Source organism: Acidovorax sp. 210-6, from assembly GCF_010020825.1.
Lineage (GTDB): Bacteria > Pseudomonadota > Gammaproteobacteria > Burkholderiales > Burkholderiaceae_C > Simplicispira > Simplicispira sedimenti.
Map to the genome: position 1 here is coordinate 1,709,652 of NZ_JAACJE010000001.1, position 25,918 is coordinate 1,735,569.

At 62.3% G+C, this 25,918-nt stretch carries 21 protein-coding genes and 2 tRNA genes; 12 read left to right on the forward strand and 11 right to left on the reverse strand.

Going from position 1 to position 25,918, the window contains the following annotated elements; all coding sequences use genetic code 11:
- Positions 1-49: 49 nt before the first annotated feature.
- From ilvC to GWK50_RS07875, 4 genes are all read left to right on the forward strand, one after another.
- The gene (gene ilvC, locus GWK50_RS07860) at positions 50-1,066 is read left to right on the forward strand and encodes a ketol-acid reductoisomerase (protein WP_042424441.1); all 1,017 of its coding nucleotides are present in this window, start codon (positions 50-52) and stop codon (positions 1,064-1,066) included.
- 161 nt (positions 1,067-1,227) lie between these two features.
- The gene (gene pssA / locus GWK50_RS07865; protein WP_162015992.1) at positions 1,228-2,061 is read left to right on the forward strand and encodes a CDP-diacylglycerol--serine O-phosphatidyltransferase; all 834 of its coding nucleotides are present in this window, start codon (positions 1,228-1,230) and stop codon (positions 2,059-2,061) included.
- Between the two features lie 219 nt (positions 2,062-2,280).
- Positions 2,281-3,819 carry a 2-isopropylmalate synthase gene (locus GWK50_RS07870; RefSeq protein ID WP_162015993.1) on the forward strand — a complete coding sequence of 513 codons (1,539 nt, stop codon included), beginning with the start codon at positions 2,281-2,283 and terminating at the stop codon, positions 3,817-3,819.
- A 127-nt stretch (positions 3,820-3,946) separates the two neighbouring features.
- On the forward strand, positions 3,947-5,044 hold the full coding sequence (locus tag GWK50_RS07875) for a serine hydrolase (protein ID WP_242455328.1): 1,098 nt from the start codon (positions 3,947-3,949) through the stop codon (positions 5,042-5,044).
- Between the two features lie 37 nt (positions 5,045-5,081).
- Here the strand turns inward: GWK50_RS07875 and GWK50_RS07880 are convergent, their stop codons facing one another.
- From GWK50_RS07880 to GWK50_RS07905, 6 genes are all read right to left on the reverse strand, one after another.
- Positions 5,082-5,903: an IclR family transcriptional regulator gene (locus GWK50_RS07880; protein ID WP_162015994.1), complete on the reverse strand. Its 822-nt coding sequence runs from the start codon at positions 5,901-5,903 to the stop codon at positions 5,082-5,084.
- A 57-nt stretch (positions 5,904-5,960) separates the two neighbouring features.
- Complete coding sequence (locus tag GWK50_RS07885; RefSeq protein ID WP_162015995.1) at positions 5,961-6,701, reverse strand: arginyltransferase; 741 nt, start codon at positions 6,699-6,701, stop codon at positions 5,961-5,963.
- The gene (aat, locus tag GWK50_RS07890; RefSeq protein ID WP_162015996.1) at positions 6,698-7,453 is read right to left on the reverse strand and encodes a leucyl/phenylalanyl-tRNA--protein transferase; all 756 of its coding nucleotides are present in this window, start codon (positions 7,451-7,453) and stop codon (positions 6,698-6,700) included. Before aat ends, GWK50_RS07885 begins: the two co-directional genes overlap by 4 nt.
- 88 nt (positions 7,454-7,541) lie before the next feature.
- Positions 7,542-7,617, reverse strand: a tRNA-Asn gene (locus tag GWK50_RS07895).
- An 18-nt stretch (positions 7,618-7,635) separates the two neighbouring features.
- A tRNA-Asn gene (locus tag GWK50_RS07900) sits at positions 7,636-7,711 on the reverse strand.
- 64 nt (positions 7,712-7,775) lie between these two features.
- Positions 7,776-8,132: a YbaN family protein gene (locus GWK50_RS07905; protein ID WP_243020785.1), complete on the reverse strand. Its 357-nt coding sequence runs from the start codon at positions 8,130-8,132 to the stop codon at positions 7,776-7,778.
- 230 nt (positions 8,133-8,362) lie between these two features.
- Between GWK50_RS07905 and def the strand changes: the two genes are divergently transcribed.
- Entirely contained in the window at positions 8,363-8,902 is a 540-nt protein-coding gene (def, locus tag GWK50_RS07910; RefSeq protein WP_162015998.1) for a peptide deformylase, read from the forward strand.
- Here the strand turns inward: def and GWK50_RS07915 are convergent.
- Positions 8,890-9,258, reverse strand: a complete 369-nt coding sequence (locus GWK50_RS07915; protein WP_162015999.1) for a DUF779 domain-containing protein — start codon at positions 9,256-9,258, stop codon at positions 8,890-8,892. The genes def and GWK50_RS07915 overlap by 13 nt on opposite strands.
- A gap of 72 nt (positions 9,259-9,330) precedes the next feature.
- On the reverse strand, positions 9,331-10,851 hold the full coding sequence (gene adh / locus GWK50_RS07920) for an aldehyde dehydrogenase (RefSeq protein ID WP_162016000.1): 1,521 nt from the start codon (positions 10,849-10,851) through the stop codon (positions 9,331-9,333).
- A 327-nt stretch (positions 10,852-11,178) separates the two neighbouring features.
- Between adh and GWK50_RS07925 the strand changes: the two genes are divergently transcribed.
- On the forward strand, positions 11,179-13,140 hold the full coding sequence (locus GWK50_RS07925; protein WP_162016001.1) for a sigma-54-dependent Fis family transcriptional regulator: 1,962 nt from the start codon (positions 11,179-11,181) through the stop codon (positions 13,138-13,140).
- A 30-nt stretch (positions 13,141-13,170) separates the two neighbouring features.
- On the opposite strand, the gene GWK50_RS07930 is transcribed toward GWK50_RS07925, so the two are convergent.
- Complete coding sequence (locus GWK50_RS07930) at positions 13,171-14,217, reverse strand: AI-2E family transporter (protein ID WP_162016002.1); 1,047 nt, start codon at positions 14,215-14,217, stop codon at positions 13,171-13,173.
- Between the two features lie 256 nt (positions 14,218-14,473).
- Here GWK50_RS07930 and GWK50_RS07935 point away from each other — a divergent pair, with 256 nt between their 5' ends.
- The 5 genes from GWK50_RS07935 (at position 14,474) to GWK50_RS07955 (ending at position 22,012) form a co-directional block, all read left to right on the forward strand.
- Entirely contained in the window at positions 14,474-17,353 is a 2,880-nt protein-coding gene (locus GWK50_RS07935; protein WP_162016003.1) for a 2-oxoglutarate dehydrogenase E1 component, read from the forward strand.
- A gap of 51 nt (positions 17,354-17,404) precedes the next feature.
- Positions 17,405-18,679: a 2-oxoglutarate dehydrogenase complex dihydrolipoyllysine-residue succinyltransferase gene (gene odhB, locus GWK50_RS07940; protein WP_162016004.1), complete on the forward strand. Its 1,275-nt coding sequence runs from the start codon at positions 17,405-17,407 to the stop codon at positions 18,677-18,679.
- 80 nt (positions 18,680-18,759) lie between these two features.
- Complete coding sequence (lpdA, locus tag GWK50_RS07945; RefSeq protein ID WP_162016005.1) at positions 18,760-20,217, forward strand: dihydrolipoyl dehydrogenase; 1,458 nt, start codon at positions 18,760-18,762, stop codon at positions 20,215-20,217.
- A gap of 65 nt (positions 20,218-20,282) precedes the next feature.
- Positions 20,283-21,392 (forward strand): cell division protein ZapE, encoded by a 1,110-nt coding sequence (zapE, locus tag GWK50_RS07950; protein WP_162016006.1) that lies wholly within the window; start codon positions 20,283-20,285, stop codon positions 21,390-21,392.
- Positions 21,389-22,012: a hypothetical protein gene (locus GWK50_RS07955; RefSeq protein ID WP_162016007.1), complete on the forward strand. Its 624-nt coding sequence runs from the start codon at positions 21,389-21,391 to the stop codon at positions 22,010-22,012. The genes zapE and GWK50_RS07955 overlap by 4 nt, the downstream gene beginning before the upstream one ends.
- A 25-nt stretch (positions 22,013-22,037) precedes the next feature.
- Here GWK50_RS07955 and GWK50_RS07960 read toward each other — a convergent pair whose 3' ends face one another.
- Positions 22,038-22,850 carry a protein phosphatase 2C domain-containing protein gene (locus GWK50_RS07960; RefSeq protein ID WP_162016008.1) on the reverse strand — a complete coding sequence of 271 codons (813 nt, stop codon included), beginning with the start codon at positions 22,848-22,850 and terminating at the stop codon, positions 22,038-22,040.
- 227 nt (positions 22,851-23,077) lie between these two features.
- Here GWK50_RS07960 and GWK50_RS07965 point away from each other — a divergent pair, with 227 nt between their 5' ends.
- Positions 23,078-25,012 (forward strand): ATP-dependent DNA helicase, encoded by a 1,935-nt coding sequence (locus GWK50_RS07965; RefSeq protein WP_162018054.1) that lies wholly within the window; start codon positions 23,078-23,080, stop codon positions 25,010-25,012.
- On the opposite strand, the gene GWK50_RS07970 is transcribed toward GWK50_RS07965, so the two are convergent.
- Positions 24,975-25,775: an outer membrane protein assembly factor BamD gene (locus tag GWK50_RS07970; RefSeq protein ID WP_162016009.1), complete on the reverse strand. Its 801-nt coding sequence runs from the start codon at positions 25,773-25,775 to the stop codon at positions 24,975-24,977. The genes GWK50_RS07965 and GWK50_RS07970 overlap by 38 nt on opposite strands.
- Between the last annotated feature and the right edge of the window lie 143 nt (positions 25,776-25,918).

The window sequence follows — 25,918 nt, forward strand, 5'->3', positions numbered from 1 at the left end:
TCCCCTGTTTTCCAGTTTCAACCCCATACGAATTTCAACCGGAGCGACCATGAAAGTTTTCTACGACAAAGACTGTGACCTGAGCCTGATCAAGGGCAAGACCGTGGCCATCATCGGCTACGGCTCGCAAGGCCACGCCCACGCACAAAACCTCAACGACAGCGGCGTCAAGGTCGTGGTTGGCCTGCGCAAGGGCGGCGCCTCCTGGGACAAGGTCGGCAAGGCCGGTCTGACGGTGATGGAAGTCAACGACGCCGTCAAGGCCGCCGACGTGGTCATGATCCTGCTGCCCGACGAGCAGATCGCCGAGGTGTACAAGAACAACGTCGAGCCGAACATCAAGCAGGGCGCTTCGCTGGCCTTTGCGCACGGCTTCAACGTGCACTACAACCAGGTCGTGCCCCGCGCTGACCTGGATGTGTGGATGGTCGCCCCCAAGGCCCCCGGCCACACCGTGCGCAACACCTACACCCAGGGCGGCGGCGTGCCCCACCTGGTGGCCGTGCACCAGGACAAGTCCGGCAAGGCCCGTGACCTGGCCCTGAGCTACGCCATGGCCAACGGTGGTGGCAAGGCTGGCATCATCGAGACCAACTTCAAGGAAGAGACCGAGACCGACCTGTTCGGCGAGCAGGCCGTGCTGTGCGGCGGTGCCGTCGAGCTGATCAAGATGGGTTACGAAACCCTGGTCGAAGCAGGCTACGCCCCCGAGATGGCCTACTTCGAGTGCCTGCACGAGCTCAAGCTCATCGTGGACCTGATCTACGAAGGCGGCATCGCCAACATGAACTACTCGATCTCGAACAACGCCGAGTTCGGCGAGTACGTGACCGGCCCCGAAGTCATCAACGAGCAGTCGCGCGCCGCCATGCGCAATGCCCTCAAGCGCATCCAGAACGGTGACTACGCCAAGATGTTCATCCAGGAAGGCCGCCTGAACTACCCCTCGATGACGGCCCGCCGCCGCAACACGGCCGACCACAGCATCGAAGTGGTGGGTGCCCAGCTGCGCGCCATGATGCCCTGGATCGCCAAGAACAAGCTGGTCGACCAGACCCGCAACTGAGCCCCTGCGGCCCGGTTCCTGCAAAGGCCACTTCGGTGGCTTTTGCCTTTTCTGGATCGGGGTGGCCGGTCGCGGCTACACTGCCAAGCTCTGGCAGGATTTGACTGCTATTGTTTTCGTAGCTACTTGCGCATGATGGATGCGCGCTGGAGACCCATTTGATGCATGACGGCGAAGAATCGACTGTGGAAGAAGGCGTGGTGGTGCGCAAGCGGCGCAAGGGCATCTACATCCTGCCCAACCTGTTCACGCTGGCGGCCTTGTTCGGCGGTTTCTATGCCATCGTCATGGCCATGAACGGGCGCTTCGACATGGCGGCCATTGGCGTGTTCTGCGCCATGGTGCTTGACAGCCTGGATGGCCGCGTGGCCCGCATGACCAACACGCAAAGCGCGTTCGGCGAGCAGATGGATTCGCTCTCGGACATGGTGTCCTTCGGCGCGGCGCCCGCGCTCATCGCCTATGTCTGGGCGCTCAGCGGCCTGGGGCGCTGGGGTTGGATCGCCGCCTTTGTCTATTGCGCCTGCGCGGCGCTGCGTCTGGCGCGCTTCAACGTCAATACCGGCGTGGTGGACAAACGCTACTTCCAGGGCCTGCCTTCGCCCGCCGCAGCGGCGCTGGTGGCGGGCTTCATCTGGCTGATGACGGAACTCGGCGTGCAGCGTGGCCAGGATCATTGGCTGACCTGGACCCAGGTCACCTGGATCATGTTCGGCTTCACGCTCTATGCGGGCCTGACCATGGTGACCAACGTGCCGTTCTACAGCTTCAAGGACGTGCAGATGAAAAAGAGCGTGCCGTTCGCGGTCATCGTGCTGATCGCGCTGGGCATCGCCGTCATCAATATCCATCCGCCCATCGTCCTGTTCGGTGTGTTCGTGCTGTACGGGCTCAGCGGCTACGTGGTCTATGCCTGGCGCAAGTCGCGCGGACAGCACACCAGCGTCATCAGCACCTCCACCGACGAACCCGACGAGCGCGGCCTGCACAAGTGAGCAGGCCCTGGCTGCAGAACCCCGGGATTTGTGCTACATTGCTCTGCATGAAATCGTTTGCACCGGCCCTACTGCTATCCTCCTACGGGCGGAGACAGTAACGCGCGCGCGCACACTTTTTCCACACAGGCCCGTCTGCTCTCGCAACGGGCCTTTTGTTTTGGGCGCCAGGGATTGCCGTTGCGGGCCACCCCCACCACCAGGAACCAGGAGAACCACATGGCTGACAAATTGATCATTTTCGACACCACCTTGCGCGACGGCGAGCAGTCGCCCGGTGCCTCGATGACGCGTGACGAGAAACTGCGCATCGCACGCCAGTTGGAGCGACTGAAGGTCGATGTGATCGAGGCGGGGTTTGCTGCCAGCTCCAACGGTGACTTCGAGGCGGTGCAGTTGATTGCCAACCATATCAAGGATTCGACGATCTGCTCGCTCTCGCGTGCCAACGACCGGGACATTGCCCGCGCTGCCGAGGCCCTCAAAGGAGCGAACCGCGCCCGTATCCATACCTTTATCGCTACCAGCCCGCTGCACATGGAGAAGAAGCTCCGCATGACGCCTGAGCAGGTGCTGGAGCAGGCCAAGCAATCGGTGCGCTTCGCGCGCAACCTGGTGGGCGACATCGAGTTCAGTCCCGAGGATGGCTACCGCAGCGAGGTGGATTTCCTCTGCCGTGTGATCGAGGCGGTGATCGCCGAGGGCGCCACCACCATCAACGTGCCCGACACCGTGGGTTACGCCGTCCCCGAGCTCTATGGCAACTTCATCAAGACGCTGCGCGAGCGCGTTCCCAACAGCGACAAGGCCATCTGGTCCGTGCATTGCCACAACGACCTGGGCATGGCCGTGGCCAATTCGCTGGCGGGCGTGAAGATAGGAGGTGCGCGCCAGGTGGAGTGCACCATCAACGGTCTGGGCGAGCGCGCGGGCAATTGCTCGCTCGAAGAAGTGGTCATGGCCGTGAAGACGCGCAAGGACTATTTCGGCCTGGAAGTCGGCATCGACACCCAGCACATCGTGGCCGCCAGCCGTATGGTGAGCCAGACCACGGGCTTCGTGGTGCAGCCCAACAAGGCGGTGGTGGGGGCGAACGCCTTTGCCCACGCCAGCGGCATCCACCAGGATGGTGTGCTCAAGGCGCGCGATACCTACGAAATCATGCGCGCTGAGGATGTGGGCTGGAGCGCCAACAAGATCGTGCTGGGCAAGCTCAGCGGCCGCAATGCCTTCAAGCAGCGCTTGCAGGAACTGGGCGTTCAGCTCGACAGCGAGACGGAGATCAATGCGGCCTTTGCGCGCTTCAAGGAACTGGCGGACCGCAAGAGCGAGATCTTTGACGAGGACATCCTGGCGTTGGTGAGCGATGACAACCTGCATGGCGAATCCGAGCAATACGGCTTTGTCTCTCTGGCGCAACACAGTGAAACGGGCGAGCTCCCCCATGCACGCATCGTTTTCACCGTCGATGGCAAGGAAGTCAGAGCCGAGTCGGACGGCAACGGGCCGGTGGACGCTTCGCTCAAGGCGATTGAATCGCATGTCAACAGCGGCGCCGAAATGGTGCTGTATTCGGTGAACGCCATCAGCGGCTCCACGGAAAGTCAGGGTGAAGTCACCGTGCGCCTGCAAAACAGCGGGCGAGTCGTCAACGGTGTGGGCGCCGACCCTGACATCGTGGTGGCATCGGCCAAGGCGTACCTGCATGCGCTGAATAAGCTGCAAAGCAAGGCCGACCGGGTAGCTGCCCAAGGTTGAGTACATACATTGAGCTTTGGTCAAGAGCTCAATTAGTTGATTCAAATGATTCTGCAAGGTATTGATCTTGCAGGATCATTTTGATGACATTACACTGTGACACAGTTGTTGTATCGCCGGGAGTCATATGTTGCAGCAGTCTTTGTCGATGGCATCCGTGCGTAGTTGGGCGCGTGGCTTGGTGGTGGTTGTGCTCGGTGCGACGCTGGCCGTTGCTGGAGCACAGGCTGCCCAGCGCAGTGCGCAACCTGAGAAGAAAACCAAGGTCGTGGCCAAACGCGCCAATGCCAAGGCGTCGGCGCAAGCGCCACGGAAAGTCGCAAAGCCATCCAAAGCAGTGCGGTTGGCAGCCGTTTCCTCGCGCGAACCCGTGCGTGCCGTTGCTCATCGGCCTTCGCATGGTGAGTTGGCGGGGCTGCGCAATCACAGTGACCCGTTGGAGCTGAAGTCCAGCGTGGCCTTGGTGGTGGATCAGGACACCCATGAGGTGCTGCTGAGCAAAAATGACCTCGCAGTGCTTCCGATTGCATCACTCACCAAGCTGATGACGGGTCTGGTGGTCAGTCAGGCACAGTTGGATCTGAACGAACCCATCACCATCACCGAAGAGGACATTGACACCGAGAAGGGCAGCCGTTCGCGCCTCGCCGTGGGGACAACCCTGACCCGAGGAGAGATGCTGCACTTGGCCTTGATGTCGAGTGAAAACCGTGCAGCCCATGCCTTGGGCCGAACCTATCCCGGCGGGCTGAAGGTGTTTGTCGAGCAGATGAATGTGAAAGCCAAGCTGCTGGGGATGACTGACACACGGTATGTGGAGCCTACGGGACTGTCGAGCAAGAACCAGTCCAGTGCGCGTGATCTTGCCGTGCTGGTGAATGTGGCACACATGGATCCGTTGTTGCGTGACTACTCCACGTCACCAGGCTACGAGGTGGATCTGGGCCGCAAGACCCTGCAATACAACAACACCAATCTGCTGGTGAAGAACCCCTCGTGGGATATTGGGCTGCAAAAAACCGGCTATATCGCCGAGGCGGGGCGTTGCTTGGTGATGCAAACACAGATTGCGGGGCGCAAGCTCATCATGGTGTTTCTGGATTCTGCGGGCAAGCTCAGCCGTATCGGAGATGCCCAGCGTGTTCGCCAGTGGCTTGAGACCAATGCCTCGTTTCGCTCCTCGGTTTCGGGGAGCTCGCCAGCACCGGGTGGAAGCAACAGCTGAGTAGCGGTGCGGCCGGGCGCACGCCCGGAAGCTTGGTTCAACGAACCGGCAGCGAGAAAGTGCCGTGTGGTGCGCTGTGAGAAAAACCACTGAAGCCCAGCGCGGTGGAGATGTCCAGTGCCGTGGCTTGGAGTTTTGCAGTCCAGCTTTCATCGATACGGTCAGCTGGTGCTGAAATCGACAAACCTGCCACCAGTCTGCCCTGGTCGTCGTACACGCCAGCAGCGATGCAGCGCACACCGAGTTCCAGTTCTTCGTTGTCGCGTGCAATGCCCGATTGGCGAGATTTTGCCAACTCTCGCTCCAGCGTGGCCAACTGGGTGATGCTGTTGCGTGTCTGTCCAGGCAACCCGGTACGCAGAGCGTAGGCCCGTACCCGCTGGGGGTCATCGGCGGCCAGAAACAGCTTGCCGGTAGAGGTCAGGTGCAGCGGTGCGCGGCCACCGATGGCGCGTACCACCTGCATTCCGGATCGTTCGCTGTAGGCGCGTTCCACATAGATGATTTCGTCGCCTTGGCGCATGCTCAGATTGACGGGTTGCTGTATCTGACGGTGCAACTCACGCATGGGAGCCAGGGCGGCGTCGCGAATGCTGAGCCGCGCCTTCACCAGATTGCCCAATTCCAGTAGTCGCATGCCCAGTCGATAGGTTCCGGATTCAGGCCGATCCACAAATCGACCTATCGTCAGATCGTTCAGGATGCGGTGTGCTGTGGATGGGTGCAGCCCCGTTCTTTCGCTGATTTCCTTGAGCGATATGGCTTCTTCACGTGAGGCCAAAACGTCAATGAGGGTGAACATGCGTTCCAGCACCTGCACACTGGGTTTGGACGGTAGGTCTGGATCGATTCGTTTCATGTCTGAACGCGGTGTGGCAACGTTTGATTTTATCTTGTGAAATGAGATGGCGTGGTGTCAGACCGATAGGTTTTGCCATTGGCCATCGACAAGGATCTCGTGCGGATGGAAGCGTGCCTTGTAGTCCATCTTGGGGCTGTTCCTGATCCAGTACCCAAGATACACATAAGGCAGCCCTAAACTCTTCGCCTGCTCAATCTGCCACAGGATGTTGTAGGTGCCGTAGCAGGCTTCGGGGTCTGGCTCGTAGAAGGTATAGACCGCGGACAGGCCATCATCAAGCACATCAAGAATGGACACCATGCGCAGGGCGCCAGGTGAGCCATCGGGCCTGGGGTCTCGGAATTCGACCAGCCTGGAGCGTACCCGGCTCTGGAGCAGAAATTGGGCGTACTGGTCCACGCTGTCGTGGTCCATGCCGCCGCCTGGGTGGCGGCCATTTTGGTATCGCAGATACAGTTCGTAGTGTTCCGGGTCAAATCCTGGCGCAACAATTCGTGCCTGAAGCCTTGCATGTTGCTTGAATGCTCGGCGCTGGCTGCGGTTGGGTTGAAAGCTCTGCGTGATGACGCGCAGTGCAATGCAGGCCTGGCAGCCATCGCAATAGGGGCGGTAAGTGAACATGCCACTGCGACGAAAGCCTTGCTTGACCAGGCGGGAGTAGGTTTCGTTGCCAACCAAGTGGCTGGGGGTGGCGACCTGCGATCTCGCCATTTGCCCAGGAAGGTAACTGCATGCGTAGGGCGCTGTGGCGTAAAACTGCAGTGTCTGGAACGGATACTCGTTGAGCTGTGTCATGCCGACTGGGGAGGGCGGGAGAGAAGCCAGTCCCAGTATAGGGGCTCGAAGTGCCAATGCAGGGGTGCTTGGTTGCGGGCCAGTGCCACCTTGCCCACAAAGGTGGTCCGATCTATTTCCTGTGCTCCCAGTGAGGCCAGATGTGCCGTGTTTTGTTGGCAGTCTATCCAGCCAGCGCCTTGTGCTCCACACAACGCCACAAGTGCTGCCAAGGCAATCTTGGATGCGTCAGTGCGGCGTGCGAACATGGATTCGCCAAACACTGCCTTGCCTATGGAAACGCAGTACAGCCCGCCGGCAAGTTCGCCATCCATCCAGGTTTCGATGCAGTGGGCATGTCCCGCGTCATGCAGTGCTGTGTAGGCATCGACCATGGAGGGGACGATCCAGGTGCCATTTTGGCCTTCGCGGGAGGTTGTGGCGCATGCGGTGATCACGCGTTGAAACCCATGGTCGACGCGGATCTCGCACCGTGGATCTGCCCGAAAGCGTTGCAGCGTTTTTCGCAAGGATCGGTGGAGCCGAAACTGATGGATATCCAACACCATGCGGGGATTGGGCGCCCACCACAACACGGGCTGGCCCTGGCTGAACCAGGGAAAAATGCCATGGGAGTAGGCTTCCAGCAGTCGGGTCACCGACAGATCGGCGCCTGCTGCCAGCAGGCCAGGGGCAGGTGAGTCGTCCGCCCAAGCGCTGTCGACGTTGGGCAGTGCATCGGAAGTGTCGAGCCAAGGTAGAGGCAGATTCATGGGCGATGGCGAAGCAATGTTGGGGATACTACGCCATCGGTGCCCAACGAAAAAACCACCCAGGTCTTGCAACTCTGGGTGGTTTGTTTGGCTCCCCGACCTGGGCTCGAACCAGGGACCTACGGATTAACAGTCCGGCGCTCTACCGACTGAGCTATCGGGGAATATCGGCATGAATTTTTTGGCTCCTCGACCTGGGCTCGAACCAGGGACCTACGGATTAACAGTCCGGCGCTCTACCGACTGAGCTATCGAGGAACAAGCCTCACATTATATACACAAAAATCACCAAAAAACCGATGGAACGGTTTCCTATGGAGCATCAGCCTGGCTCTGGGCGCAGCCAGAGCCAGATGAGCACGCAGGCCATGAAGCTGGTAGCCATGATGGCAACCCAGAGCTTGCTGCTTGTCCAGAACAGGATGACTGCACAGACAGTCATCAGAATGGTGGCGTTCCACTTGGACCGGCGCCCCACACGGCCACCATTGGCCCAGTCGCGCAGCATGATGCCAAACAGTGGGTGATACCACAGCCATTCATGCAGCTTGGGCGAACTGCGTGCGGCGGCCCATGCCGCCATCAGGATGAACACGGTGGTCGGCAGGCCCGGCAAAAACACGCCCACCACACCCAAACCCAGGCAAAGTATGGCGAACGCCAGCAAAGCCCAACGCATGGGTTTGGGAAGCGGTGGATGCTCGGGAGGCGGCATCACCTTGGGTGGGCTGGGCTGGCCAGGGGTGGAATCCATCGGGGAGGGGAGGGCATTCGCTCAGGCGCCCATTGTGCCTGTGTGCACGACGCTTGTACTTGCATTGACCTTTGGGTAAAGCGGTTTTGCACAATGTCCTACTGAAGCCGATACTGACGAAAAAAGGTACAGTCCGCCGAAACGAAAACGAGCCAATGACCATTCATTCCATTCTCAAGATGGGCGATGCGAGATTGCTGCGCGTGGCACGCCCGGTACAGGTCTTCGATACACCCGAGTTGCGCCAGTTGGTGCAGGACATGTACGACACCATGTACCACGCCAGTGGTGCAGGCTTGTCTGCCCCACAGATAGGGGTTGACTTGCAGGTCGTTGTTTTTGGCTCGGACAAGCCCAATCCCAGGTATCCCCAGCGGCCCATGGTTCCGCCGACTGTTTTGATCAACCCTGTGGTAACGCCCATGGGGAGTGACACTGAAATGGACTGGGAGGGTTGCCTTTCGCTGCCCGGCTTGCGGGGGAGGGTGCCGCGGTGGAAGCGCATCCAGTACTCAGGCTTCCATTTGCAAGGCCACCCCATTGCGCGTGAGGCCGAAGGCTTTCATGCCAGGGTCGTGCAGCATGAATGCGACCACCTGTTCGGCATTCTCTATCCGATGCGCATGCAAGACTTCACGCAGTTTGGGTTCACTGAGGTGCTGTTCCCGGAAATGGCGTCTGTTCAGGACGACTGATCTTGCAGTTCTTGCCACTCCTGCGCACTGTAGGCGCGGGAGCCGGTGACAAAGCTGACCCCTTCCGGGCCTTCGAGTGAGAAGCTTGCGCCGCTGCCCTGGGTGACGTCTATGACCAGTTGGCGCTGCTTCAGATGCTCCCACTGGCTTTCGCTCACATAAAAAGGACAGCCGCCAATCGTTCCGATGAGCAAGTCATAGCGGCCGGGCGAGAGCTCGCCTTCCAGGTAGCACATGGGGCTGCTGCCATCGCAGCAACCGTGCGATTGGTAAAACATCAGCGGCGCTCCGTGCTGATCTCTGAGCTTTTCAATCAAGGCCAGGGCTTGCGGGGTAGCAACAACGCGTTCGACCATCCTGGTGCTCCTTTGAAAAAAAATGGGGCGATCCGCAGACCGCCCCATGAGAACATGGCTAATCGATAGTCCTCAGAAGAAGCCCAGAGCCTTGGGGCTGTAGCTCACCAGCAGGTTCTTGGTCTGTTGGTAGTGGTTCAGCATGACCTTGTGCGTTTCGCGACCGATGCCCGACTCTTTGTATCCCCCGAAGGCAGCGTGCGCCGGGTAGGCGTGGTAGCAGTTGGTCCACACACGGCCCGCCTGGATGCCACGACCCATGCGATAGGCGCGGCTGCCGTCACGCGACCACACACCTGCGCCCAGACCGTACAAGGTGTCGTTGGCAATGGCCAGGGCTTCGGCTTCGTCCTTGAAGGTGGTCACGGCCAGCACGGGGCCGAAGATCTCTTCCTGGAAGATGCGCATCTTGTTGTGGCCCTTGAACAGGGTCGGCTCGATGTAATAGCCGCCCGCCAGGTCGCCTGGCAGTTGAGCACGCTTGCCGCCCGTGAGCACCTGTGCGCCTTCTTCCTTGCCCAGGCTCAGGTAGCTTTCGATCTTCTTCATTTGCTCGACCGAGGCTTGTGCGCCCATCATGCTGTCGGTGTCCAGGGGGCTGCCTTGCTTGATGGCGCGTACGCGCGCCAGTGCGCGGTCCATGAACTTGTCGTAAATCGACTCTTGGATGAGCGCGCGCGAGGGGCAGGTGCAGACCTCGCCCTGGTTGAAGGCGAACAACACCAAGCCTTCGATGGCTTTGTCGAAGAATTCGTCATCGGCATCGGCCACATCGGCAAAGAAGATGTTGGGCGACTTGCCACCCAGTTCCAGCGTGGCCGGGATCAGGTTGTTGGCGGCAGCCTGGGCAATCACCTTGCCGGTGGCGGTGGAGCCGGTGAAGGCGATCTTGGCGATACGGCGGCTCGAAGCCAGCGGCATGCCTGCCTCACGGCCATAGCCGTTGACGATGTTGACAACACCGGCAGGCAGCAGGTCGGCGATCAATTCGATGAGCACCAGGATCGAGATGGGCGTGGACTCGGCCGGCTTGAGGATCACGCAGTTGCCTGCAGCCAGCGCAGGCGCCAGCTTCCAGGCTGCCATCAGGATGGGAAAGTTCCATGGAATGATCTGCCCGACCACACCCAGAGGCTCGTGGAAGTGGTAAGCCACCGTGTCGGCATCGATCTCGCTCAGGCTGCCTTCCTGTGAGCGCAGGCAACCTGCGAAGTAACGGAAGTGGTCCACGGTGAGTGGGATGTCGGCGTTCAGCGTCTCGCGGATGGCCTTGCCGTTGTCCACGGTTTCTGCATAGGCCAGTTTTTCCAGGTTTTGCTCGATGCGATCGGCAATCTTGAGCAGCAGGTTGGCGCGGTCGGCTGCCGGAGTGCGCCCCCATTGCGGCGCGGCTGCGTGGGCGGCGTCCAGGGCCAGCTCAATATCCTCGGCCGTGGAGCGTGCAGCCTGGGTGTATGCCTTGCCGGTGATGGGGGTGAGCACATCGAAATACGCTCCCTTGACCGGTGGGACGAACTTGCCACCGATGAAATTGTCGTAGCGGGCCTTGTATTGGACCTTGGCATCGGGGGAACCGGGGGGGGCGTACAGCATCGGAAGTCTCCTTGTGGATTGAATGAAAAATCAACCCGCCGCATTGTTTGCACGGCGTGTCGGTCTTCCATTGCAGGATGCGTGCCACCCCGTGTTGCCGCTTCTTGCACCCGAATCGGCGTTGTGGGCATGCCAAGGTGTTTCACCGATCTGTGCCACTGTGTCGGCCTGTTGCGCACACTGTGCCAAAACGGCACAGTGCAACGGGTTTTTGCGGTGAAGTACACCTGCCGACTGGCGCACAATGGACGCATCGCCTCCTTGCCATGGGGCGACGCCGGAGGCGGCGCACCCGCCCCGAGCACTGAACACAGGAGACAAATGGCCATGCCTTCGTCTGTCTACTCGGAACGTACGGTTCCAGCCGCATTGCGCCGCGCCCGCTGGCATTTGATGAGTGCTGGTGCCTTGCCACCGGATCTGATACCTGCAGAGCTGCAGCGCTCTTGGCTGCGCAGTTGGGATGCAGGGCTGCAGCCTTGCGGTCGCACACCAGGCGCACCGCATGCCTCTGGAGCGCAACTGGCCAGGGCTCTGGAGCAGCAGCGCGAACTGGTTGCCTACGCCCGGCCCGTGATGGAGTTTCTGCTGGAGCAAACCCGTGAAACCGACAGCATGGTGGTACTGGCCGGCACCGATGGAATGCTCCTGCATGCCTCAGGCGATCCCCAGTTCATGGGCCGTGCCGAGCGGGTGGCGTTGCGCCCCGGCGCCACCTGGAGCGAGCAGTATCGCGGCACCAATGCGATCGGCACGGCACTGACCGATGACCGTGCCCTTGTGGTGCACGCGCAGGAGCATTTTCTGGAGCGCAATGGGTTTTTGACCTGTGCAGCGGCTCCGATCCATGCGGCCGATGGACGGTTGCTGGGGGTGCTTGATGTCTCTGGTGACCATCGGGGCTACCACCGGCACACCTTGGCTCTGGTGCGTTCGGCGGTGCGGATGATTGAGCACCGTTTGTTCGACACAAGGCACGACCCGCGCCACTGGAGCGGGCTGCGCCTGCGCCTGCATGCGCAGCCAGAGGGGCTGGGTACGGTCACCGAAGGTTTGTTGGCCGTGCGTGAAGATGGGCTGCTGGTGGGCGCCAGTGTCACGGCGCTTCAACTGCTGGGTTTGCAATGGAGCGACCTGGGTGCTGTGCGGATTGAGCAGGTGCTGGTGGAATCCATGCACCAGTTGCTGGAGTGGTGTCAGCGGTCACCGGCAGTGGCGCGGGTGGTGCATACCGTGGCGGGTCACACCTTGTGGGTCAAGACAGAAGCCGGCCGCGTTCTCCAGGGATCATTCAGCAACTCGCAGGTGCACAAGGACACTGCGGCTGTGCCAGAGGATGCGTTGGCACGCATTGATACGGGTGACGCCACGCTGCGCTCTGCGATCGCCCGTGCCCGCAAGGTGGTAGACAAGCCCATCCCCTTGTTGTTGCAGGGTGAGTCGGGCGTGGGCAAAGAAGTGTTTGCGCGAGCGCTGCACCAGAGCGGGCCGCGCCAGCACAAGCCCTTTGTTGCCGTCAACTGCGCGGCTTTGCCGGAATCGCTGATAGAAGCGGAGCTGTTTGGCTACCAGTCCGGCGCTTTCACTGGCGCTCGGCGAGAGGGGGCGCCAGGGCGCGTCCGTGAGGCCGATGGCGGAACCTTGTTCTTGGACGAAATCGGTGACATGCCGCTGTCTCTGCAGGCGCGCTTGTTGCGTGTACTGCAAGACCGCGAGGTGACGCCCTTGGGGGGGGGGAAGCCCATAGCCGTTGATTTTGCGCTGGTCTGTGCAACCCACCGTCACCTTCCGCGTGAGATCCAGGAGGGGCGTTTTCGCGAGGACCTGTACTACCGCCTCAACGGCCTGACACTGTGTCTGCCCGCACTGCGCGAGAGAACTGACTTCGATCACCTTCTCGACAGCCACTTGCAGAATCTCATGCCGCACAGGCCTTTGACCGTCGCCACGGAGTTGCGCCAGCGGTTGCGCTCGTACCCCTGGCCCGGCAACGTGCGCCAGTTGGCCAGCGCCTTGCGTACCGCGTGTGCATTGTTGGACGCACAGGAGAGCGTGATCGACTGGCACCACCTGCCCGACGACCTGGCACTGGACCTGCGCTCCCAGTCCACGGCGGGGCAGTCTGCACCTCAGGTCGAATTGCCCAGCGACCTGCGCACGCTCTCACACCAAAGCATTGCGCGGGCGCTGCAGTCGTGCGCCGGTAACCATTCGGAAGCCGCTCGCATACTGGGCATTGGCCGTAGCACTCTGTATCGCAAACTACGCGAGATGGGCATGGTCCACTGAAAACAGGCAAGGAAGCTGCTCGGCTTGGCCTTATGGGTTCTTCGGCGTGGCCAGGTCCCAGCAGGCCATGAACAATGCTGCAATCACCGGCCCAATGACAAAACCATTGATGCCGAACAGCGTCATGCCGCCCAGCGTGGAAATCAGAACCACGTAATCGGGCATCTTGGTGTCCTTACCCACGAGCAAGGGGCGCAGCAGGTTGTCCACCAGGCCGATCACCCCCACGCCAAAAGCGGTCAGCACGCCCGCCTGCCACAACGCTCCCGTGGCCAAAAAATAGATGGCTACTGGCCCCCAGATCAGGCCTGCTCCCACGGCAGGCAAGAGAGAGAGGAAGGCCATCAGCACACCCCACAATACTGGTGCCTGGATGCCCAGCACCCAGAAGATGAATCCGCCCAGCATGCCCTGCGCTGCCGCCACCATCAGGTTGCCCTTGAGTGTGGCCCGGATCACCGTGATGAACTTGGCGCTGAGGTCGCGTTTGTGCTGCTCCTCCAGCGGTATGGCGCGGTGGATGCGTCTTCCCAGCGCAGGGCCATCGCGCAGCAGGAAGAACAACAGATACATCATGACGCCAAAACCCACGGCGAATTGCAAGGTGTTCTGTCCGATGTTCAGGGCCTGGGTGGCAATCACTTGGCCTGCCTGCACCGAGAATGCCGACAGCTTGTGCTGTACCGCAGCCACACTGGTCAGTTCCAATCGGTCGAGCATGCTCACCAGCCAACTGGGCAGCGCCGCAATGACCTGTTCCAAGTAGGCGCCAAAGTTCAATTGGCCTGAACGTAGGCGCTCATAGATGTGTGTGGCTTCCTGGATCAGCGAAATTCCGATCAGGGTCAGTGGAAGAATCACGACCACCAGGCACAGCAGCAGCGTGGCCAGCGCCGCCCGGTTTGGCTTGCCAGGCATGCGCAGCAACATGCGCCGATGCAAGGGCATGAACAGGATGGCCAAGGCCACCCCCCAGAAAACCGCTTCGTAGTAAGGCCAAAGAATGGCACCGAACGCCAGCGACACGGCGATCAGCAGAAACACAAAAGTCTTGTTCTGCAGTGTGGGAGTGTTCATGGACAGCGCAGTCTGTTGAAACAATACGCGAATGTACGTTACCCCGGCGTCTGCGGCCCGGCTCGGCGCGCGTGTACTGTTTCGCATGTCGCGATAGGAAAAAACCACAAGCGTCCTGGGGCGAACAGTGGCACAATCGCGTCCGTACTCGGCCCTTCCCCAGCCACAGTCGCATCCGCCAACCGGTTCAGCCGTGTCGCGGAAGGTTTTTTCAACCAGCTAATGTCTCCCCAAGGGAGACGGAGGTCAGCGGAACATGAGCGATACGACATCCGTCTATCAAGCCTACCAAGGCAACACCTACCTCTTCGGCGGCAACGCGCCCTATGTCGAAGAGATGTACGAAAACTATCTGGCCAATCCAGGCAGCGTGCCCGACACTTGGCGCGAGTACTTCGATGCACTGCAGCATGTGCCTGCCGTCGATGGCACCAATGCCCGTGACGTGCCCCACATGCCCGTCATCAATGCCTTTGCCGAGCGTGCCAAGGCCGGTGGAACCAAGGTGGTGGTGGCCAGCGAAGACGCTGAGATGGGCCGCAAGCGCACAGCCGTTCAGCAGCTGATTGCCGCTTACCGGAACGTAGGCCAGCGCTGGGCCGATCTGGACCCCCTCAAGCGCACCGAGCGCCCCGCGATTCCCGAACTGGAGCCCTCGTTCTACGGCTTCAGCGATGCCGACCAGGAAACGGTGTTCGACACGAGCAACACCTTTTTTGGCAAGGACAAGATGCCGCTGCGCGAACTCATCAACGCGCTGCACGAAACCTACTGCGGCACCCTGGGTGCCGAGTTCATGTACACCTCCGACCAGGCGGAAAAGCGCTGGTGGCAGCAAAAACTGGAGTCCATCCGCAGCAAGCCCCAATTCAGCGCCGAGAAGAAAAAGCAGATCCTCGATCGCCTGACCGCCGCAGAAGGCCTGGAACGCTTCCTGCACACCAAGTATGTGGGTCAGAAGCGCTTTTCGCTCGAAGGTGGTGAGAGTTTCATCGCCGCCATGGACGAGCTGATCCGGCAGGCTGGCGCCAAGGGCGTGCAGGAAATCGTGATCGGCATGGCCCACCGTGGCCGCCTGAACGTGCTGGTCAACACCCTGGGCAAGATGCCTGCTGACCTGTTTGCCGAGTTCGACCACACAGCCCCTGAAGACCTGCCCGCAGGTGACGTGAAATACCACCAGGGCTTCAGCTCCGACGTTTCCACCCCTGGCGGCCCGGTGCACCTGAGTCTGGCGTTCAACCCCTCCCACCTGGAAATCGTCAACCCCGTGGTCGAAGGATCCGCTCGCGCCCGCATGGACCGCCGTGGCGACACCCTGGGTGGCCAGGTGCTGCCTGTGCTGGTGCACGGCGACGCCGCCTTTGGCGGCCAGGGTGTCAACCAGGAAACCCTTTGCCTGGCGCAGACCCGTGGCTACACCACTGGCGGTACGGTGCACCTGATCATCAACAACCAGATCGGTTTCACCACCTCCGACCCGCGCGACATGCGCTCCAGCACCTTCTGTACCGACATCGTCAAGATGGTCGAGTCCCCGGTGCTGCATGTCAATGGCGATGATCCTGAAGCCGTGGTGCTGGCTGCCCAGCTGGCCCTGGAATATCGCATGGAGTTCCGCCAGGATGTGGTGGTGGACATCACCTGCTTCCGCAAGTTGGGCCACAACGAACAGGATACGCCTGCGCTGACCCAGCCCCTGATGTACAAGAAGATTGCGGCCCACCCCGGAACGCGCAAGCTCTATGGCGACAAGCTGATCACGCAGGGCGTGCTGTCCGCCGAAGGTCCTGACGAAATGGTCAAGGCCTACCGTGCTGCCATGGACGCGGGCAAGCACACGGTCGACCCGGTGCTGACCAACTTCAAGAGCAAGTACGCCGTGGACTGGAGTCCGTTCCTGGGCAAGAAGTGGACCGACGCTGGCGATACCGCAATTCCCCTGACCGAGTGGAAGCGCCTGGCGGAAAAGCTCACCACGCTGCCCGACACCGTGACACCGCACCAATTGGTGAAAAAGGTCTATGACGACCGCGCCGCCATGGGCCGGGGAGAGATCCCCGTGGACTGGGGCATGGGTGAGCACATGGCCTTTGCCTCCCTGGTGGCCAGTGGCTACCCCGTGCGCCTGTCGGGCGAGGACTGCGGCCGTGGCACCTTCACGCACCGCCATGCAGTGATCCACGATCAGAAGCGCGAAAAGTGGGACACCGGCACCTACGTGCCCCTGCAGAACGTGGCCGACAATCAGGCTCCGTTCGTCGTGATCGACTCCATCCTGTCCGAAGAGGCGGTGCTGGGCTTTGAATATGGCTACGCCTCCAACGACCCCAACACGCTGGTGATCTGGGAAGCCCAGTTTGGCGACTTCGCCAACGGTGCGCAGGTGGTGATCGACCAGTTCATTGCCTCGGGCGAGGTCAAGTGGGGCCGTGTCAACGGCATCACGCTGATGCTGCCGCACGGATATGAAGGCCAGGGCCCCGAGCACAGCTCGGCGCGTGTGGAGCGCTTCATGCAGCTGGCTGCAGACACCAACATGCAGATCGTGCAGCCCACCACCGCCAGCCAGATCTTCCATGTGCTGCGTCGCCAGATGGTGCGCAACCTGCGCAAGCCCCTGGTCATCTTCACGCCCAAGAGCCTGCTGCGCAACAAGGACGCTACTTCTCCGCTGTCCGAATTCACCAAGGGTGCTTTCCAGACCGTCATTCCCGAGACCAACGAAGACGTGACCAAGAAGGCCGACAAGGTCAAGCGCGTGATCGCCTGTTCGGGCAAGGTGTACTACGACCTGGTGAAGAAGCGCGCCGAGAAGGAAGCCTCCGATGTGGCCATTGTCCGCATCGAGCAGCTCTACCCCTTCCCGCACAAGGCCTTTGCCGCCGAGCTGAAGAAGTACCCCAACGCCACGGACATCGTGTGGTGCCAGGACGAACCGCAGAACCAGGGCGCCTGGTTCTTCATCCAGCACAACATCCACGAGAACATGCTCGATGGGCAGAAGCTGGGTTACTCGGGCCGCGCGGCCTCCGCGTCGCCCGCCGTGGGCTACTCGCACCTGCACCAGGAACAGCAAAAGGCGCTGGTTGACGGTGCCTTTGCCAAGCTCAAGGGTTTTGTCCTGACCAAGTAAGGCCGGAAACCCCTCACTCAGTACAAAACACCTTTCTGGAAAGAATTCAAAATGGCTATCGTAGAAGTCAAAGTCCCCCAGTTGTCCGAGTCTGTGGCCGAAGCCACCATGCTCACCTGGAAGAAGAAGGCCGGTGAGGCCGTCAGCGCCGACGAAATCCTGATCGAGATTGAAACCGACAAAGTCGTGCTCGAAGTGCCTGCACCCGCAGCTGGCGTGCTGGCCGAGATCGTGGTCGGCGATGGTGGCACCGTGGTGGCCGAGCAGCTCATCGCCAAGATCGACACCGAGGGCAAGGCCGGTGCGCCTGCGCCTGCCGCTGCCGCCGCTGCTCCCGTAGTGGCAGCGGCTGCTGCGCCTGCACCCGCTGCTGCGGCGGCAGCGGGCGGCGCCAAGGGCGATGTGGCCATGCCGGCTGCCGCCAAGCTGCTGGCCGATAACAACCTGTCCGTCTCGGCCGTGGCCGGCACGGGCAAGGATGGCCGCGTGACCAAGGGTGATGTGCTGGCCGCTGTGGCGGGCGGTGCCAAGCCGGCCGCACCGGTTGCCGCCAGCGTGATTCCCACCGGCGTGCCCACCAAGGCACTGCCCCAGGTGGCCGCACCTGCCGCCCCCAACCTGGGCGACCGCCCCGAACAGCGTGTGCCCATGAGCCGCCTGCGTGCCCGCGTGGCCGAGCGCCTGTTGCAGTCGCAGTCCACCAATGCCATCCTGACCACGTTCAACGAAGTGAACATGGCCCCGGTGATGGAGATGCGCAAGAAGTTCCAGGACGCGTTCACCAAGGAACACGGCGTGAAGATCGGCTTCATGAGCTTCTTCGTCAAGGCTGCCGTGCACGCGCTGAAGAAGTTCCCGGTGCTCAACGCCTCGGTCGATGGCAACGACATCGTGTACCACGGCTACTTCGACATCGGTATCGCCGTGGGTTCGCCCCGTGGCCTGGTGGTGCCCATCCTGCGCAACGCCGACCAGATGAGCTTTGCCGACATCGAGAAGAAGATTGCCGAATTCGGCAAGAAGGCGGCTGAAGGCAAGCTCGGCATCGAAGAGATGACCGGCGGCACCTTCTCCATCTCCAACGGTGGCACCTTCGGCTCCATGATGTCCACCCCCATCATTAACCCGCCGCAGTCGGCCATCCTGGGCGTGCACGCCACCAAGGACCGCGCCGTGGTGGAGAACGGCCAGGTCGTGGTGCGCCCGATGAACTACCTGGCCATGTCGTACGACCACCGCATCATCGACGGCCGCGAAGCCGTGCTGGGCCTGGTCGCCATGAAGGACGCGCTGGAAGACCCGTCCCGCCTGCTGTTCGATCTGTAATTCGCAGCCAGGCGCAACAAACCCACCCTCGGCAACGCCCAGTGGTGGGTTTTTTCAACCTCATTTCAAGTATTCGCATCATGAGCAAACAATTCGACGTCATCGTCATCGGCGGCGGCCCCGGCGGCTACATCGGCGCCATTCGCGCCGCACAACTGGGCTTCAACGTGGCCTGTATCGACGAGTGGAAGAACGCCGCAGGCGGCCCCGCCCCCGGCGGCACCTGCACCAACGTGGGCTGCATCCCCTCCAAGGCGCTGCTGCAGTCGTCCGAGCATTTCGAGCACGCAAACAAGCACTTCGCCGAGCACGGCATCAGCACCGGCAAGGTGACGATGGACGTGGCCAAGATGGTGGGCCGCAAGGACGCCGTGGTGAAGCAGAACAACGACGGCATCCTGTACCTGTTCAAGAAGAACAAGGTCAGCTTCTTCCATGGCCGTGGTTCGTTCGTGAAGGCCGTTCCACCCGGTGAGGGTGGAACCTCCGGTTCCACGGGCGGCTACGAGATCAAGGTCACGGGCGCCACCGAAGAGACCCTGGTGGGCAAGCAGGTCATCGTCGCCACGGGCTCCAACGCCCGCGCGCTGCCCGGCGTGGCGTTCGACGAGGAGAACATCCTGTCGAACGACGGCGCGCTGCGCATCGGTGCCGTGCCCAAGAAGCTTGGCGTGATCGGCTCGGGCGTGATCGGCCTGGAGATGGGCTCGGTCTGGCGCCGTCTGGGCGCCGAGGTGACCGTGCTCGAAGGCCTGCCCACCTTCCTGGGCGCGGTCGATGAGCAGATCGCCAAGGAAGCCAAGAAGGCCTTCGACAAGCAGGGTCTGAAGATCGAGCTGGGCGTAAAGATCGGCGACATCAAGACCGGCAAGAAGGGCGTCAGCGTGGCCTACACCAACGCCAAGGGCGAGGCCCAGGCGCTGGAGGTGGACAAGCTCATCGTCTCCATCGGCCGCGTGCCCAACACCATCGGCCTGAACGCCGAGGCCGTGGGCCTGCAGCTCGACGAACGCGGCGCCATCGTGGTGGACGGCGACTGCAAGACCAACCTGCCCGGCGTATGGGCCGTGGGCGACGTGGTGCGCGGCCCCATGCTGGCGCACAAGGCCGAGGAAGAGGGCGTGGCCGTGGCCGAGCGCATCGCCGGCCAGCATGGGCATGTCAACTTCAACACCATCCCCTGGGTCATCTACACCAGCCCCGAGATCGCCTGGGTAGGCCGCACCGAGCAGCAGCTCAAGGCGGACGGCGTGAAGTACAAGGCGGGTACGTTCCCCTTCCTGGCCAACGGCCGCGCGCGCGCGCTGGGCGACACCACCGGCATGGTCAAGTTCCTGGCCGATGCCACCACGGACGAGATTCTGGGCGTGCACATCGTGGGCCCCATGGCCAGCGAGCTGATCGCCGAGGCCGTGGTGGCCATGGAGTTCAAGGCCAGTGCCGAGGACATCGCGCGCATCTGCCACGCCCACCCGTCCCTGAGCGAAGCGACCAAGGAAGCCGCGCTGGCGGTGGATAAACGCACCCTCAATTTCTGATTTGAGGTAAAAATGGCTGCTGGCGTCCGTAAATAGGGCGTTAGCAGCTATTGTTTTTATAGCATATGAGCCAGTTTTCCAGCGTCAAGGCCGCCTACCAGGCCGAATTGGAGGCCAAGGGTTTCAAAAGCGACCCGGCGCAACTGCGTGCCGTGGAGGCGCTGGACCGTTGCGCGCGTGAATGGGCCGCCTACAAGACGCAGCGCTCCAACGCGCTCAAGAAGCTCATCAACCGGCCTGACATTCCGCGCGGCGTGTACATGTACGGCGGGGTGGGGCGCGGCAAGAGCTTCCTGATGGACTGCTTCTTCAACGCCGTGCCGCTCAAGCGCAAGGTGCGCCTGCATTTCCACGAATTCATGCGCGAAGTGCACCGCGAACTGGCGGCGCTGCAGGGCACGCAGAACCCGCTGGACGTGCTGGGCCAGCGTATCGCCAAGCGCTACAAGCTCATCTGCTTCGACGAATTCCATGTGGCGGACATCACCGACGCCATGATCCTGCACCGCCTGCTGGCGGCTTTGTTCGACAACGGCGTGGGCTTTGTCACCACGTCCAACTTCGAGCCCGATGGCCTGTACCCCAACGGCCTGCACCGCGACCGCATCCTGCCCGCCATCGCGTTGCTCAAGCAGAAGCTTGAAGTCATCAACGTGGACAACGGCACCGACTACCGGCGCCGCACGCTGGAGCAGGTCAAGCTCTACCACACGCCCCTGGGCCCCGAGGCCGACGCCGCAATGAATGAAGCGTTCGACCAACTGGCCGAGGTGCGCGACGAAGACCCGGTGCTGCACATCGAGGCCCGTGAGATCCAGGCGCGGCGCAAGGCCGGTGGCGTGGTCTGGTTCGATTTCAAGACGCTGTGCGGCGGCCCGCGCTCGCAGAACGACTACTTGGAGATCGCCACGCAGTTCCACACGGTGCTGCTCTCCGACGTGCCCTACATGCCCGTGAGCATGGCGTCGCCCGCGCGGCGCTTCACCTGGCTGGTGGACGTGCTGTACGACCGCCGCGTCAAGCTCATCCTGTCGGCCGCCGTGCCGCCCGAGCAGCTCTACACCGACGGCCCGCTGGCCCACGAGTTTCCGCGCACGGTCTCGCGGCTCAACGAGATGCAGTCCAAGGAATTCCTGGCGTTGGAGCGCCGGGTGGTGGACACAGGGCTGACATGAGCAAATGGGGTTGGCTCGTCTGCTGCCTGGCCGTGCTTGCGCCATGGGCTGGGGTGAATGCGCAGGACCTGGCTGCTGACGCGGCTCAGGCAGAACGCGAGCGCATTGCCCGCGAGCGCAACGCCATCACGCAGCAGCAGGCGCAGGACGAAGGCCAGTGTCAGCAGCGCTTTGCGGTGGATGACTGCCTGCGTTCAGTGCGCAGGCAGGCGCGCGAACGCCTCCACAGCTTGCGCCAGCAGGAAGAGCGCCTGGATGAAGCCCAGCGGCAGGAACGTGCGCAGCGCCGATTGCGAGCCATCGAACTGCGCCAACAGGAGCATGCTGCCACCCAACCGCCGGTACCCACCCGCCAAGCGACCCCCAGGCAGCCCAAATCAGCGCCCGCACCTTCCGGCGATCCACGCGCCCATGCGCAACAACAACAGCGGGCGCAGGCAGAGAAGGCGCAGCGTCGCACTGCCCTGCAGGAGCAGGCGGCAGAACGCCGCCGTGCACGCCTGGAAAAGGAAGAAGTGGCCCGTCAGCGCAAGGCCCAGCGCGACGCCCGCAGGGCCGAGGAGGCGAACCGAGGTCGATCCCGCGCCGCAGCGCTGCCTGCGGCATCAGCGGCTCAGTAAACCTTGTCCTTTCGGGGGCGCAGGGTCAAACGGCTGCAGGTGGCTTGAAGAATGGGGCCGGCGCGAGGGGCTTTTTCTCTTCTACCAGTGCTTCGATCTTGACGATGGCCAGCGAGAGATTGTCCCCCGTGCCGCGCGCGCGGATACGCGCTTTCTCGATCAGGAATTCGGTCGCTTCGCGTGGTGTCAGCGATTCCACCACGGAAGCCAGCTCGGTGGGCGAGAAGTAGTGCCAGACCCCGTCGCTGCAGGTCAACAGCACATCCCCCGGCATCAGCTGGTGGATCATATGCGTGGTCATGGGCGGATCGCTCTCGGTGCCCAGGCAGCCCACCAGAATGTTCGAGTGCGGGTGGGTATTGGCCTCCGCCTCGGTGATTTCGCCGCGGTCCACCAAGGCCTGCACGTAGGAGTGGTCGCTGGTGCGGTGCATCATGCGGCCATTCTGAAAGTGGTAGATGCGCGAGTCGCCCGCGTGGATCCAGTGGCAGTCGCCGCGGGGGTTGATCAGGAAGGCCGCAATGGTGCTGTGCGGCTCCTGTTCAGACGTGATGGCCGTGAGCCGGATGACGATGTGCGATTCCTGCACCAGGTTCTTGAGCATGGCCACAGGATCATCGGTTTCGGGCGAATAGCGGTCGAACAACTGGCGTGCGGTCAGCATGACCTGGTCGGATGCCTTGCGTCCACCGCTGCGACCACCCATGCCGTCGGCCAGCACGGCCAGCACGCAGCCGTTGTAGCGCGGGTGCGAGAGCAAAGCCACCTGGTCTTGCTGGTATTCGCGGTCACCCTTGTGGATGCCGGTGGAGGCACTGAGGCGAATCGGTCTGGACATGGCGTGGATTGTGGTGTGTGGCGGCCTGCCAAGCCCCAGAATAGGGCACAAGCTCGCTTATTATCGAACGCGCTGTGGCTTTTTCGCCATCGTACTGCGATTCTGTGTCCACACATCACCCCAGCCCTCTTGGTGCGCTGCCAGACGCAGTGCAGCAGTGCTTTGCCGATGGCGGCCCTTTGGCGCAAGCCTTGCCGGGTTTTCGCCAGCGCCCAGGCCAGACCGCCATGGCACTGGCTGTGGCCGACACGGTGGCCCATGGTGGGGCATTGGTGGTCGAGGCAGGTACGGGCGTCGGCAAGACCTATGCCTACTTGGTCCCAGCGCTGCTCAGTGGCGAGCGGGTGCTGATCTCCACCGCCACCAAGGCTTTGCAGGACCAGCTTTTCAACCGTGACCTGCCCCGCTTGGCCCAGGCGCTGGGTTTGCCGGTGCGCGCTGCTTTGCTCAAGGGCCGCGCCAGCTACCTGTGTCTGCACCGCCTGGAGCAAAGCCGGCAGGATGCCTCTGCCTGCGATGCGAGCCTGACCCATGCACTGGCGCGGGTGGAAACATGGGCCCAGACCACCCGCAGTGGCGACCTGGCAGAACTGCCGGGTCTGGACCAACGGTCGGCCATTCTTCCTTGGGTGACCTCCACGCGTGACAACTGCCTGGGCAGCCACTGCCCGCAGTTCCGGCGCTGCCATGTATTCCAGGCACGGCGTGAGGCATTGGCGGCCGAAGTGGTGGTGGTCAACCACCATTTGTTTTTTGCCGACTGGGCGCTGCGTGAAACCGGCATGGCCGAGCTGCTGCCCGATGTGCGCGTGGTGGTGTTCGATGAGGCGCACCAGATCCAGGAGACCGGGGTGCAGTTTCTTGGTCAATCGCTGGGCAGCGCCCAGATGCTGGATCTGGCGCGTGACCTGCGCAGCGCAGGTCTGCAGCGTGCGCGCGGCATGGCAGATTGGCAGGGTCTGCACCACGACCTGGAGCAGCTTGCGCGCCGCTTGCGCCTGGCGTGCGGCGCGTATCCCACGGGCACGCGATTGAATTGGACGGAAGCTGTCCCGCAAGGCGTCACGTCCTCAGACTGGATCGAGGTGCTTGATGGCCTGAACCAGGTATGCGCCCAGGCCTGCGAATCGTTGGTTGCCGTGCTGGACATGGCGCCCGACTTTGTCCGACTGCACGAGCGAACCCTGGCCCTGCGCGCGCAGGTGCAGCGCTTTGCCACACCCTCCCAGATCGAGGGGGTGCGCTGGGTGGAAGTGGGCCTGCAGGTTCGCCTGGTCGAGGCGCCGCTGGACCTGGCCCCGGTGGTGCAGGGGTGGTTGCAGCTGCCGGATGCCGCACAGACCCATCCGGGTGCCACACAGGCCGCCCCGACCAGGGCATGGGTCTTCACGTCCGCCACGTTGGGGACGGACGAGGCCCTGAGCTGGTTCACCGAGCCCCTGGGGCTGGACCAGGCGCGTACCTTGCGTGTGCCCAGTCCTTTTGACCTGGAGCGCCAGGCGGCGCTCTACATTCCACGGGATTTGCCTCCGCCCACGGACGCTGCCCACAGCGCTGCCTTGGGCGAGTGGGTGGCTGAGGCGGCCTCACGCCTGCAAGGCCGAACGCTGGTACTCACCACCAGTCTGCGGGCGCTGCGTGTGCTGGGTGAGGCGCTGCGTGCCCGCTTGCCTGGGCTGCAGGTGTTGGTGCAGGGCGAGGGCACACGGCACAGCCTGATGGAGCGCTTTCGCCAAGGCAGTGCCCAGGGGGCGCCGGGCTGTGTGCTCGTGGCTTCGGTGTCGTTTTGGGAGGGGGTGGATGTGCCCGGCGATGCGTTGCAGCTGGTGGTCATCGACAAACTGCCGTTCCCGGTGCCGTCCGACCCCTTGGTGCAGGCGCACGCGCAGCGTTTGCAGCGGGCGGGCCGTAGCCCGTTCCGTGACCACGCCCTGCCCGAAGCGGCCGTGGCGCTCAAGCAGGGTGCGGGACGGCTGATCCGGCACGAAACCGATGAGGGAATTCTGGTGGTGGCCGATACCCGCCTGCTGGACCGTGGCTACGGCAAACGCCTGATGGCGGCCCTGCCGACTATGCGCAGGCTGGGGTCAGCAGAGGAATTTGACGACGCGCTGCAGGCGCTGATCACCAGAACTTCCACCATGGATCGCTCTTGCCCCTGAATCCGTTGGCGATAAAGCTGCTGTTGGGGTAGTTCTTGTCCAGCACGCGGCGCGTGTCGTCGCGCAACTGGGTCAAGCCCAGAGCGTCGTAGGACTGCACCAGGATATACAGCGCTTCTTCATGGGCGGGCACGGCCTCGTAGTCGCTCAAGGCAGACTGCGCACGACCAATTGCCGCCACATAGGCGCCCCGCTGGAAGTAGTAGCGTGCCACATGCACCTCGTACTGCGCCAGCGAATTGATGATGTAGGTCATGCGCTGGCGGGCGTCCTGCGCATAACGCGAATCGGGGAAGCGTGCCACCAGCTCGCGGAAGGATTCGTAGGAGTCTTTGGCGGCTTTTTGGTCGCGCTCCGACAGATCCTGGCGCGACACCCAGGAAAACATGCCCAGGTTGTCATTGAAGTTGACCAGGCCCTTGAGGTACAGCGCGTAATCAATGGCTGGGCTGACCGGGTGCAGCTTCATGAAGCGGTCCAGCGTGGCAATGGCCTGGGGCTTTTCGTTCGCCTTGTACTGCGCGTAGGCCTTGTCGAGCTGTGCTTGTTGCGCCAGGGGCGTGCCCGCAGCGCGACCTTCGAGCTTTTCAAAAAGGGGTACCGCAGCGTCGTACCCGCCGCTGTTGAGCTCGTCGCGTGCCTCGGCGTAGATGCGGTCGGTCGTCCACCCTGCGGTTTTGTCTTCCGGGGTGCTGGAGCACCCGGTCGCCAGCAGACTGGCGGCCAACAGGGCCGTAACGATGGAAAAAGGGGCTCGCAACATGGCAGGCGGCTTTCTGACGGGAAGATGCACGGATTTGGCGGCGCCCAGGGCGCCGCAGCATGGCTGGTTCGCAGCCAAAGGATTGTAGCGACGGCCAGCACCCCGCGTGGTGGTGCCGACCGAGGGGCGGGCGAGGGCTTTCT